Annotated in this window: 12 protein-coding genes and 2 pseudogenes; 12 read left to right on the top strand and 2 right to left on the bottom strand. The window is 50.5% G+C overall.

What is annotated here, in order from left to right; translation table 11 throughout:
• The first annotated feature begins 82 nt into the window (after positions 1-82).
• Both ACTHR7_RS01550 and trkA read left to right on the top strand, forming a co-directional pair.
• Entirely contained in the window at positions 83-1,534 is a 1,452-nt protein-coding gene (locus tag ACTHR7_RS01550) for a DASS family sodium-coupled anion symporter (RefSeq protein ID WP_440370202.1), read from the top strand.
• A 100-nt stretch (positions 1,535-1,634) separates the two neighbouring features.
• Entirely contained in the window at positions 1,635-3,047 is a 1,413-nt protein-coding gene (gene trkA, locus ACTHR7_RS01545) for a Trk system potassium transporter TrkA (RefSeq protein ID WP_440370201.1), read from the top strand.
• A 77-nt stretch (positions 3,048-3,124) separates the two neighbouring features.
• On the opposite strand, the gene lgt is transcribed toward trkA, so the two are convergent.
• Positions 3,125-3,985 (bottom strand): prolipoprotein diacylglyceryl transferase, encoded by an 861-nt coding sequence (gene lgt / locus ACTHR7_RS01540; RefSeq protein ID WP_377072418.1) that lies wholly within the window; start codon positions 3,983-3,985, stop codon positions 3,125-3,127.
• Positions 3,986-4,059: 74 nt separating this feature from the next.
• Entirely contained in the window at positions 4,060-5,190 is a 1,131-nt protein-coding gene (locus ACTHR7_RS01535) for a M14 family metallopeptidase (protein ID WP_440370200.1), read from the bottom strand.
• 174 nt (positions 5,191-5,364) lie between these two features.
• On the opposite strand from ACTHR7_RS01535, the gene argB reads away from it, so the two are divergent.
• The 10 genes and pseudogenes from argB to ACTHR7_RS01485 form a co-directional block, all read left to right on the top strand.
• Positions 5,365-6,252: an acetylglutamate kinase gene (gene argB, locus ACTHR7_RS01530; protein WP_107791803.1), complete on the top strand. Its 888-nt coding sequence runs from the start codon at positions 5,365-5,367 to the stop codon at positions 6,250-6,252.
• A 261-nt stretch (positions 6,253-6,513) separates the two neighbouring features.
• Positions 6,514-7,800: a phosphopyruvate hydratase gene (gene eno, locus ACTHR7_RS01525; protein WP_285071435.1), complete on the top strand. Its 1,287-nt coding sequence runs from the start codon at positions 6,514-6,516 to the stop codon at positions 7,798-7,800.
• A gap of 23 nt (positions 7,801-7,823) precedes the next feature.
• On the top strand, positions 7,824-8,099 hold the full coding sequence (gene ftsB / locus ACTHR7_RS01520) for a cell division protein FtsB (RefSeq protein ID WP_003679613.1): 276 nt from the start codon (positions 7,824-7,826) through the stop codon (positions 8,097-8,099).
• 101 nt (positions 8,100-8,200) lie between these two features.
• A complete protein-coding gene (locus tag ACTHR7_RS01515; RefSeq protein WP_440370199.1) occupies positions 8,201-8,692 on the top strand; it encodes a DUF1841 family protein in 492 nt (163 codons plus the stop codon).
• A 111-nt stretch (positions 8,693-8,803) separates the two neighbouring features.
• Positions 8,804-9,511: an SIMPL domain-containing protein gene (locus ACTHR7_RS01510; protein ID WP_440370198.1), complete on the top strand. Its 708-nt coding sequence runs from the start codon at positions 8,804-8,806 to the stop codon at positions 9,509-9,511.
• 9 nt (positions 9,512-9,520) lie between these two features.
• On the top strand, positions 9,521-10,060 hold the full coding sequence (locus ACTHR7_RS01505) for a hypothetical protein (protein ID WP_141745181.1): 540 nt from the start codon (positions 9,521-9,523) through the stop codon (positions 10,058-10,060).
• Positions 10,061-10,138: 78 nt separating this feature from the next.
• Complete coding sequence (locus ACTHR7_RS01500; RefSeq protein WP_070585516.1) at positions 10,139-10,393, top strand: hypothetical protein; 255 nt, start codon at positions 10,139-10,141, stop codon at positions 10,391-10,393.
• Positions 10,390-10,815, top strand: coding sequence for a hypothetical protein (locus ACTHR7_RS01495; RefSeq protein WP_002231633.1), 426 nt, complete (start codon positions 10,390-10,392; stop codon positions 10,813-10,815). Before ACTHR7_RS01500 ends, ACTHR7_RS01495 begins: the two co-directional genes overlap by 4 nt.
• A gap of 46 nt (positions 10,816-10,861) precedes the next feature.
• Positions 10,862-11,317 (top strand): annotated as a pseudogene (locus tag ACTHR7_RS01490) (IS1595 family transposase); the annotation flags it as partial.
• Between the two features lie 80 nt (positions 11,318-11,397).
• A pseudogene (locus ACTHR7_RS01485) lies at positions 11,398-12,645 on the top strand (hypothetical protein); the annotation flags it as partial.

Below are 12,645 nucleotides of genomic sequence, written 5' to 3'. Positions count from 1 at the left end.
CGTTCAGACAAGCTTCAGCAACACTCAGGCCGTCTGAAAACCGATTTCCCAATACTTCAATCCTCAAATTAGGAGATTCAACATGGGCTTCAAGCCAATTCCTGCTGCGGTCGCACTTGTGCTGACGCTGCTTATCTGGTTCGTTATCCCCGTTCCTCAAGGCGTATCGCCTGACGCATGGCATCTTTTGGCATTGTTCGTCGGCATCATTGCCGGCATCATCGGCAAAGCCATGCCTATAGGCGCAATGGCGATTTTGGGCATTACCTTGGTTGCACTGACCGGCGTGACCAACGAAAAAGCCGCCGATGCAACCAAAGACGCCCTAAGCAGCCTTAACAACTCACTTATCTGGATGATCGGTATCGCCATCATCATCTCGCGCGGCCTGTTGAAAACCGGCTTGGGTATGCGTATCGGCTACCTCTTGATTTCCCTCTTCGGCAAACGCACACTGGGCGTAGGTTACAGCTTGGCATTGGCCGACTTGGTCATCGGTCCGGTAACGCCAAGTAATACTGCACGCGGCGGTGCGATCGTGCATCCGATTATGAAATCCATCGCACTAAGCTTCGACTCCGACCCAGAAAAAGGTACGGAAGGCAAAATCGGTAAATACCTTTCACTGGTCAACTTCCACTCCAACGTAATTACCTGTCTGATTTTCATCACTGCCACCGCACCTAATCCGCTGGTAGTCGAATTGGTTGCCAAAGCCACCAATTCGCAAATCCAACTCTCTTGGGGTACTTGGTTCTTGGCGATGGTCGTACCCGGCCTGCTTGCTATGTTGCTGATGCCGCTGGTGCTGTATTTCCTATATCCGCCTGAAATCAAACAAACCCCTAACGCCACTGCATTGGCAAAAGAGCATTTGGCTGCCATGGGGCCGATGAAGCGTGAAGAAAAAATCATGCTGGGTATTTTTCTGGTTCTGCTGCTGTTGTGGGCGGGTATTCCTGAGATGCTGTTCGGCGTGAAAGTTGACGCTACTGCCACCACCTTCCTCGGCTTGAGCCTGTGTCTGCTGACCGGCGTACTGACTTGGGACGACGCGCTGAAAGAAAAAAGCGCGTGGGATACCATCGTTTGGTTTGCGGCCTTGGTGATGATGGCAAACTTCCTCAACAAACTGGGCCTCATCAGTTGGTTGTCCGACTCCATGCAAAGCGGTATCGCCCACATGGGTTTGGGTTGGGAAGCCGGTTGTGCCATGTTGATGCTGGCCTACCTCTACGCCCACTACGTTTTCGCCAGCGGTACGGCACACGTTACCGCCATGTTCGGCGCATTCTACGGCGCAGGCTTGGCCTTGGGCGCACCACCGATGCTGTTTGCCCTGATTATGGCAGCCGCTACCGGCATCATGATGTCGCTGACCCACTACGCCACCGGTTCTGCACCTGTCATTTACGGCTCCAACTATGTAACCATGACCGAATGGTGGAAAGCCGGCTTCATCATGAGCGTGGTCGAAATCCTGATTTTCAGCACTGTCGGCATCTTATGGTGGAAAGCCTTGGGCTACTGGTAACTCTTTAGCTGATTAAGAAAGAAAATTCAGGCCGTCTGAAACTCCAATTTCAGACGGCCTTTTGTTACAATTTCATTTTTACCGAACACACTCAATTACCGTGAAAATACTCATCCTCGGCAGCGGCCAAGTCGGCTCGACCGTCGCCCAAAACCTTGCCTCCGTTCCCAGCAACGACGTTACCATCATCGACATCGACGAAAAAGCGCTCAACCGTATTAGCAGCCGCCTTGATGTCCAAACCATCGTCGGCAACGGCGCATCGCCCTTTACCCTCGAACAGGCAGGCGCGGCGGACTCCGACCTCCTGCTTGCCCTGACCCGCAGCGACGAAACCAATATTGTCGCCTCCAAAATCGCCGCCGACCTATTCAACATCCCCAGCCGCATCGCACGCGTGCGCTCAAGCGAATACCTCGAATATCCGGTTGACGGCAGCGATAAACCCGAAGAAGGCAGCCTCAACATTTTCGGCATTACCGAAACCATCAGCCCCGAACAACTGGTTACCGAACAACTTGTCGGCCTGCTCAACTACACCAGCTCATTGCAGGTACTCAGTTTCGCCAACGATAAAGTCCGCATGGTGATTGTTCAAGCACGCAAAGGCGGTTTGCTGATCGGCCGTGAAATTGCCGATATCAACCAACACCTGCTCGAAGGTGCGGACTGCCAAATCTGCGCCATCTACCGCAACAACCGCCTGATCGTCCCAACGCCGCAAACCGTCATCATTGAAGGCGATGAAGTCCTGTTTGCTGCCGACATCAACAGCGTTGAAGCCATCATGCGTGAATTGCGTCCGAAAGAAGCGCGTACCCGCCGCATCATGATTGCCGGCGGCGGCAACATCGGCTACCGCCTCGCCAAGCAGCTTGAATCCAAATACGACATCAAAATCATCGAATACAAACCCCAGCGCGCCGAATGGCTGGCCGAGAATCTGGACAACACCCTCGTCCTGCAAGGTTCCGCCACCGACGAAACCCTGCTGGACGAAGAATACATCGACGAAATCGACGTCTTCTGCGCGCTGACCAATGATGACGAAAACAACATCATGTCCAGCCTGTTGGCGAAAAACCTTGGTGCCAAACGCGTGATTACCATCGTCAACCGCTCAAGCTACGTCGATTTGCTCGAAGGCAACAAAATCGATATCGTCGTTTCCCCCCACCTGATTACCATCGGCTCCATCCTCGCCCACATCCGCCGTGGCGACATCGTTGCCGTCCATCCTTTGCGCCGTGGTACGGCCGAAGCCATTGAAGTGGTGGTACACGGCGATAAAAATACTTCCGCCATCGTCGGCCGCCGCATCAGCGGCATCAAATGGCCAAGCGACTGCTACATCGCCGCCATCGTCCGCGGCGCAACCGGCGAGGTCATCATGGGACACCACACCGAAACCATCCTCCAAGACGGCGACCACATTATCTTCTTCGTTTCACGCCGCCGCGTTCTGCCGGAGCTGGAAAAACTCATTCAAGTCAAAATGGGCTTTTTTGGTTAAACCCGAAATCCGTTTGCTTGAAGCGATAAAAAGGCCGTCTGAAAACCTTTTCAGACGGCCTTTATTCATTGTTTTATTTATGCTTTGGTAACGCTGTTTTTACGGCCAAACCAAACAAAACCAATAGCACCCAATACAATCATCGGCACGCTCAACCATTGACCCATGGACAAACCCAAAGTCAACAGGCCGAGATAGTCGTCAGGCTGGCGGGCAAATTCGGCAATAAAGCGGAACAAACCGTAACCGCCCAAGAACAATGCCGCCGTTTGACCGGCCGGACGCGGTTTTTTCGAGAAAATCCAAACGATAACAAACAGGCAAATGCCTTCAAGGGCAAACTGGTAAAGCTGAGACGGATGGCGCGGCAGCATGCCATATTGTTGCAGCCATTCGGCCCACAAAGGATTGTGCGCCGCAGCTTCCGCATCTTCATAACGCGCTTGCGGGAAACCCATCGCCCAGAAAGCATTGAGTTCGGTCACACGTCCCCAAAGTTCGCCGTTGATAAAGTTGCCGATACGGCCGGAAGCCAAGCCCAGCGGTACGAGCGGCGCAACGGTATCCATCAATTTCAAGATACTGATGTTGTGCTTGCGGCCAAACAGCCACATGGCAACGACCACACCCAAGAATCCGCCATGAAACGACATGCCTCCTTCCCAAACTTTGAAAATATCCAACGGGTTGGCAAGATAATCGGAAAATTTATAAAACAAAACGTAGCCGATACGGCCGCCCAAGATGACGCCCAAGATACCCCAAGTCAGGAAATCGTCGAGTGTTTCTTTGGTAAACACAGAATTGCCCTGCGCGATACGGCGGCGGCCCAAAATCGTAAACAGGATAAAGCCGACGATATAGCTCAAGGCATACCAGCGGATGGCAAGCGGGCCGATGCTGATCAGCACCGGATCAAACTGGGGATGTATCATCATAATGTGTGTTCCTTATCTCAAAGGCCGTCTGAAAGCCTGAACTTTCAGACGGCCTGTATGCAGTGTCGGATGGTTTAACGCAATTCGTCAACCACATTCAAAATAGCAGACAACATTGCCTCGCCCAAGCGCAGCGAGCGTTGGCCGTTCCAGCCGAAATCATCGTCCGGCAGGTTGGCATTGTCTTTAAACGGCATTTCCAAAGTATAGGCAAGGCAGTTGAAATGATTGCCGACCCAGTTGGTCGCCAAAGTCATGTTTGCCTGACCCGGCGCATCTTTGTCATAGCCGTAATCGTCTTGGAAATCTGGGCTGGCATTGAGCAACGCGAGTTTGAATTGGTCTTCCAAGGCTTCGATGCGCTCGTTGTAGTTCGGCACGCCTTCGGTACCGGCCACAAAGACAAACGGCAGGCCTTCATCGCCGTGAATATCCAAGAACAAATCCACGCCGGTTTCCATCATTTTTTCGCGGACGGTAAAGACTTCGGGGCTTCGCTCCAAAGTCGGTTTTTCCCATTCGCGGTTGAGGTTGGCACCGGCGGCATTGGTGCGCAAATTACCCAAAACCGAGCCGTCCGGATTCATATTCGGCACAATGTAGAAAGTCGCGCGGTCAAGCAGCATGCGCGCGGTCGGATCTTGCGGATCAAGCAGGCGGCCCAGCAAACCTTCGACAAACCATTCCGCCATGGTTTCGCCCGGATGCTGACGGGCGATAATCCAGACTTTCATGTCGCTTTCGACTTGATTGCCGATGGTCAGAAGATTGATGTCGCGGCCTTGAACGGTGCTGCCCAAATCGTCGATACGGCACAAACCGCTGCCCTGCGCATCGCCCAAAAGGTTCAAATGCTGCTCGTTGGAATAAGGCTCGAAATAAGCGTAGTAAACGCTGTTGGACAAAGGCGTATGGTTGATGGTCAACACGCCGTTTTCATAGCTGGTCGGCACGCGGAACCAATTTTGGCGGTCGTAAGAGGCGCAAGCCTGATAGTCCTCCCAGCCCAAAGGATACGCAGCGTCCGCCGCATTTTCAAAATGCATCACGCAGTTTTGATAGGCCGCACCCTGCAAACGGAAGTAAAACCATTGGGCAAACTCCGAAGCATTGTCGGGACGCAGGGCGAGGCGGATATCGGCAGGGTTGCTCAAGTCTTTGACAACAACCGAACCGGCATCGAATTGGGTGCTGATTTTCATCATGGGTATCCTTAGTAATCGGCGAAGAGGCCGAAGCAAACCGCCATTTTACCGTTTGCATGAGGCTGGTTTCAACCATTTAACTGATTTAACAGGATTTCAAGCGCCTGGAAATATTGTTTCAGACGGCCTTTGGGATTAAGATAAAGGCCGAAATCATGAAACAAGGTAGAAACCATGACCCAGCAACAATCTGTCTCCCCTGCGATCAAAGCGCGCGTCCTTGCCGAATCTTTACCTTATATCCGCCGTTTTTCCGGCTCCATCATCGTCATCAAATACGGCGGCAACGCCATGACCGAACCTGCCTTAAAAGAGGGTTTCGCACGCGATGTCGTCCTGCTCAAACTAATCGGTCTGCATCCCGTCATCGTTCACGGCGGCGGTCCACAAATCAATGAAATGTTGGAAAAAGTCGGCAAAAAAGGGGAATTTGTTCAAGGCATGCGCGTGACCGACAGCGAAACCATGGACATCGTAGAAATGGTTTTGGGCGGACACGTCAATAAAGAAATCGTTTCCATGATTACCACCTTCGGCGGTCGCGCCGTCGGCATTACCGGCCGGGACAACCACTTCATCAAAGCGGAAAAACTCCTGATCGATACGCCCGAACAAAAAGGTGTGGACATCGGTCAAGTCGGCACCGTGGCCGACATCGACACCCGTTTGGTGGAAGGTTTGGTTGAGCGCGGCTGCATTCCGGTCATCGCCCCCATCGGCGTAGGCCAAAACGGCGAAGCGTTCAACATTAATGCCGACTTGGTTGCCGGCAAACTGGCGGAAAAACTTCAAGCTGAAAAACTGCTGATGATGACCAATATCCCGGGCGTACTGGATAAAGAAGGCAAATTATTAACCACCCTGACGCCAAGCCGCATTGACGAACTGATTGAAGACGGTACGCTGTACGGCGGTATGCTGCCTAAAATCGCCTCCGCCGTCGAAGCCGCCAAAAGCGGCGTCAAAGCCACGCATATCATAGACGGCCGCGTTCCCAACGCCCTGCTCTTGGAAGTACTGACAGATGACGGCGTAGGCTCGATGATTTTGGGCGCAGGCTAATCTGTTTTTCAGACGGCCTTATGCCTTATTTAATCAGCTTTTCACCCTAAAAAGGGTAAAAAATGTTACACTACACGGCTTATGTTTGTTTGAGCGATATTGACGTGAAACAAACTTACAGTCGGTTTCATACCGACGCCGATGCCATTCCCGGCAAAGACGGTATAATGTCTGCATTCATCAGACTTCGGCAATCATCCTCAAGGCCGTCTGAAACGTAACAAAGCTACTTTTCTTTTACTATCCTATTTGGAGATATTCATGAGCGCAATCGTTGATATTTTTGCACGCGAAATTTTGGACTCCCGCGGCAACCCTACCGTAGAGTGTGACGTATTGTTGGAATCCGGCGTTATGGGACGCGCAGCCGTACCAAGCGGCGCATCAACCGGCCAAAAAGAAGCTTTGGAACTGCGTGACGGCGACAAATCCCGTTACTTGGGCAAAGGCGTATTGAAAGCCGTTGACCACGTCAACAACCAAATCGCGCAAGCCCTCATCGGTATCGATGCCAACGAACAATCTTATATCGACCAAATCATGATCGAATTGGACGGTACTGAAAACAAAGGCAACTTGGGTGCCAACGCCACTTTGGCTGTTTCTATGGCCGTAGCACGCGCGGCCGCTGAAGATGCAGGCCTCCCTCTGTATCGTTACTTGGGCGGTGCAGGCCCAATGGCTCTGCCTGTTCCGATGATGAACGTTATCAACGGCGGCGAACATGCCAACAACAGCCTGAACATCCAAGAATTCATGATCATGCCTGTCGGCGCAAAATCTTTCCGCGAAGCTCTGCGTTGCGGCGCCGAAATCTTCCACGCACTGAAAAAACTGTGTGACAGCAAAGGCTTCCCAACTACCGTTGGCGACGAAGGCGGTTTCGCACCTAACCTGAACAGCCACAAAGAAGCCCTGCAGCTGATCGTCGAAGCAACCGAAGCCGCAGGCTACAAAGCAGGCGAAGACGTATTGTTCGCCCTGGACTGCGCATCCAGCGAGTTCTACAAAGACGGCAAATACCACTTGGAAGCCGAAGGCCGCTCTTACACCAGCGCAGAATTTGCCGAATACTTGGAAGGCCTGGTTAACGAATTCCCAATCATTTCCATCGAAGACGGCATGGACGAAAACGACTGGGAAGGCTGGAAACTGCTGACCGAAAAATTGGGCAAAAAAGTTCAATTGGTCGGCGACGACTTGTTCGTAACCAATCCAAAAATCTTGGCCGAAGGCATTGAAAAAGGCGTGGCAAACGCATTGCTGGTTAAAGTAAACCAAATCGGTACTTTGAGCGAAACCCTGAAAGCCGTTGACTTGGCAAAACGCAACCGCTACACCAGCGTAATGAGCCACCGTTCCGGCGAAACCGAAGACAGCACTATTGCCGACTTGGCAGTTGCCACCAACTGTATGCAAATCAAAACCGGCTCCCTGTCCCGTTCTGACCGCATGGCGAAATACAACCAATTGTTGCGCATCGAAGAAGAATTGGCTGAAGCCGCTTACTACCCTGGCAAAGTCGCATTCTACCAACTGGGCAAATAAGCAGAATATAGGATATTGATTGTATGAAGTGGGTAACTTTTGTTTTAACCTTCGCACTTTTGTGCTGTCAGTACAGCCTTTGGTTTGGTAAAGGCAGCGTCGGGCATACGGAAGAATTGCAGGAGCAGCTCGTCCGTCAGGAGGAAAAAAACCAAACGCTCACTTTACGCAACAATTTCCTCAATGCGGAAGTTGAAGATTTGGCACACGGACAAGAGGCTATCGCCGAAATTGCCCGCGTCGAATTGGGCTATGTCCAAGACGGCGAAGTGTATTACCGAATCATCGACCGCCGCTAAACCCTGCAAAACAAAGGCCGTCTGAAAACATGTTTTTCAGACGGCCTTTTTTATCGCAATCGCTATATAATCACATATCCCAAAATCAAATCACACCCATCATGTATGACGTAAACACCCACGATGTCCGCCGATTCTTTGCCCACGTCTGGCAACACAGGCTCGCACCGCTCCAATTAGACGGCCTGCAACAAAAAGCTTTGCGCATTATCGAAGCCCATCCCGAATACGGACACTATCTCGAAGACATCGAACAATATTTAGATAAAGAATGGTTGCCCGAAGACGGCGAAAGCAATCCATTCCTGCATATGTCGCTACACCTTTCCCTGCAAGAGCAAAGCGCCATCGACCAGCCTCCGGGCATCCGTGCCATCCACCATCAACTTTGCGCCCGTTACAACGGCGACTGGATCAAAGCCGAACACGATATGATGGAAGCCTTGGCAGAAACCATCTGGGAAGCACAACGCTACGGACGGGGCCTTGACGTCAATGCCTACATGACCCGCTTGCGGAAATTGGTCGGCTTAGGCCAAGAAGAAAAAGCCCGCCTCAATCCCCATGAAGTCGGCTTGATGGATACAAAGTAACTTCTTTTCAGACGGCCTCAACCCATACAAATCCTTACGCTTGCCAAAGCCAACATTTCCACATTTCATGCTAAATTACTTTTTTGAAATCCGCATTACAAGGAAAACAAAATGCTCCGCCCAGCCCTTACCGCCCTACTGCTATCCGCCTCCCTGCCCGTTGCAGCAGAAAGCCTCAACTACAACATCGTTGAATTTTCCGAATCCGCGAATATGGAAGTGCCACGGGATACCATGACCGCGCATTTCAGCGTCAACGCAGAAGGCAAAGACCGTCAAGCCGTCAACCAAGCCTTCATAAAGAAATTCAACCAGTTCAACAAAATCTCCCAAAACAGCAAATTTAAAGCCGAGCTGATGGAGCGCAACGCATCCCCGCGCTATCAATATACCAACGGCAAACGCACCCAAAACGGCTGGGAAGAACACGCCTACTTCAAAGTAGAAAGCAAAGACTTTGAAGCACTCAACCGCCTGATTGCCGACAGCATCAATATCGCCGTTTTAGAAAGCTCCTCATTTTCTGTATCCAAAGAAAAACGTGAAGAAACCGTCGATCAACTGAGCAAAGCCGTTATCCTGCGCTTCAAAGACCGCGCCCAAAATCTCGCCCAAACGCTCGGCTTCTCCAGCTACAAAATTGTTAAACTCAACCTGGGCCATATCGGCAACCGCCAAGTCGGCGGCGACTTTGCACGCGCCAAAATGTTGCGGGCAGCCCCCGTCGCAGAAATGGCTGCAGGAATAGAAGATGGCGTACCAGCCTCCCCAGGTTCGGAAGAGATCAGCCTGACCGTCAGCGGCTCGGTGCAAATGTAGGATTTTCTTTTGAATCATTTGAAAGGCCGTCTGAAAGTATATTTTTCAGACGGCCTTTTATATTACTCAATGATTAAAATGGCATTTAATCCCGAAAGAAGGCAGGCTCATAGCGAAGAGTTCGGCAAAACCGATACTGTTGTGTTAATGTCTTACGGCAAATCACCGGAAGAAATTGCCGCCAATGCAAAAATGATGCGGATTGGCAGCGAACTGCTTACCGATATGACGGTTGTCGGAACGATTAAAGATTTCAAACAGGCCGACACGTTTAGAGATTATGCTGTTGCAACTATTTTTGCCATTCCAGGAGTGAAAGTAGCTAAAAAACTAGAAACCGTCCGCGATTTCAGAAAGGCCTACGAAGCTGCCAAAGAAGCGGGGGATTTGCGCACAGCCAAGAAATTGTTTGAATTAGCCAAAGATGCGAAAGGCTCGCCTAGAAGATTTGAACAACTTGAGGTTAAAGTAAGCAAGATACAAGAAGAGTTGGCAAGATTAGAAATTGATTTTGCTAAAATTCCTAAGGAATTTCAAAAAGCATCTTAGAACCCGCAAAGATTTTCTTTAGCCGATAACCAATTTGGTCGCAAAGTAGGAAAACATGCTACTGAACATGGATTTGATATGAAAACTTCTAGCAGAAGAGAAAGTTTTAAAAAATTTATTTATGAAATTGCTAAACGGCCAGATGAGTTAAGGGTAGGAACTTTTAACGGACAGGGAATCAGGCAAGGTGCAAATCATGCACGTGGATCAGTTTTATTTAGAATTAAAGGAAATAATGTAGTAGTAACATCTCCTGAAGGAGAGTTTATAACAATTTTGAAAAATGGCTTAACTAATCCATCAGTAAAAGAAGGGATAAGGGTAAATAAATGAATGAGTTAAATGGAAGGATTTTATCAGTAAAGGGGCTTTTCTTCATATATGACGAAACGGATCTTGATATTGATGTCCAACGTCCCGATGAAATACAGTTTGATTTGGAAGGGATCCCTGTTTTATTTAAGTGTAATGGCAGCGAACCGAATCTGTCTTATGAAATCAACAAGGAAGCTGAAAACGTATCTTTAGGTAGTTATGGAGAGCTTAAAATATTCGATTTAACCGATTTTGATTTTTTTGGTTTCCTTAAAGATGAAGACCTATTGGAAATGAGAAAACTATATCTTGATGATGATGAAATCGGGTTCCGGCTAATTTTTTCCCAATCAGTGTTGAATATGATTAATTGGGGAGATGAATTTTTTTTGTTTAAAAACTTACCCGAATTTTTAATAAATGAAAATCTCCATGAATAAAAATTTAGGGGCTATACTAGATAAGCAGTCATGTTAGACTGCAAAAATGAAGATAACCCATTGTAAACTAAAAAAGAGTATTCAAAAGAAACTGCTCCAGTTTTTTGTACTCGAAGTTACCGCCCGTTCAGCAGCTGATTTATCGGGCATCCACCCCAATTCGGCAGTGCTGTTTTACCGCAAGATTCGCGAAGTCATCAGCCATCATCTTTCACTGGAAGCCGATACGGTTTTTGACGGCTCAGTTGAGTTGGACGAGAGCTATTTTGGCGGACACCGCAAAGGCAAACGTGGATGCGGTGCGGCAGACAAGGTGGCAGTTTTTGGTATTCTCAAACGCGGCGGCAAGGTTTATACCGTGGTTATTGAGAACGCTAAAAGAGAGACGTTATTTCCTGTTATCACAAAGAAAATTATGCCTGACAGTATTGTCTATACGGATTGTTTGAGTAGCTATGATGTGTTGGATGTAAGCGGATTTACCCACCACCTCATTAATCACAAGACAACCGCTACCAGGATTGGGAAAACCACGAGCGCAAAAAGTCCGGCCTCACCGGCAGCCTAAAAAACGGCGTGGCGATGGCCGGTTACGGCAAAACCCAAACCAAGCTGCAGCAAAACAGCGTATCGTCTGCCGTAGTCTCCTCGCAGATAGGCAGCCTGAAAGGCGATACCACCATCGCGGCGGGCAGCAAACTGACTACCGAAGCCGCACAACTGTATGCCGGCGGCGATCTGCATCTGCAGGGGCGCGAAGTTTCCCTCGGCGAAGCCTACAAACGGAACGAGCGGCACAGCGAAGGCAACATCACCATCGGCGGCAAAAAAACCAGTGCCCGCGCTCTCGGCATCCATACCGATTCGGCCACTGCCCATCACGGTGCCGACAGCGTTCCCGATCTGCAAAACCTACTCGACAAACAGCAAACCGTCGCCCAATCGACTGCCGCCATCCACAGCGCCGTTGCCACCTATAGTGGCAACCGTGCCAAAGCGGCAGCCGAAGAGCTGGAAAAACAACAGGCCGCTTACGAAGGCCGTCTGAAAGAGCAAAACGACGGCAGTTATGAGCAATATGCCGGTAAAAGCGACAGCGAACGGCTGTCCATGAGGCTGGGGAACGCGAAGTATGCCCAAGCTTACCAAGAAGCCCGAAGCTGGGGCGTAGGCGGCAGCAAAAGCCGTGCGCTTAGCGCCGCCGAAACCCTGATTACCGGCGCCCTGGGCGGACAGGGTGATTTACAGCTGGCGGCCAATACGTTGGCGCCGTATGCTGCAGCCGCCATCGGCAAGCGCTTCGGCCACGGTGAACACAAAAACGAAGCCGCGCAAGCAATCGGCCACTTTATGCTCGGTGCCGCCTTAGCCTACGCCAACGGCGCCGACCCGCTTGCCGGCGGCAGCGCTGCCGTTGCCGCCGAACGCGCAGCCGAGTATCTGGCCAAACAATACGACGACGGCAAGACCGCCATCGACCCGACAACGGGGAAATTCAATCCCAACCTTCTGCCCGAGCACATTAAGGAAGAGATCAAAGCGCAGACCGGGGCGATTGCTTCGGTGGTGGGTGCGGCGGGCGGCAGTCTGAACGGCAGCGGCAGCACCAACGGCAACAGCAATGCCCTGTTCAATGCACAGGTAGGGGGTGTGCTTGGACAGAATGCGGTGGAGAATAATCTGCTTAACAACGAAGACAGAAAAAAATACGATCTTTTAACAGAGAAAATTCTCAACCATACAGCAAGTAATAAGGAAAAGGCCGAATTTGAGCGGCTGGCTGCTAAAGACCAAGTAAGCAATGAGTTATATAGAAAATATTATTCAGAC

Source organism: Neisseria sp. P0007.S010 (assembly GCF_051962875.1).
Classification (GTDB): Bacteria; Pseudomonadota; Gammaproteobacteria; order Burkholderiales; family Neisseriaceae; genus Neisseria; species Neisseria subflava_A.
This window is presented reverse-complemented; position numbering and strand designations above follow the sequence as displayed.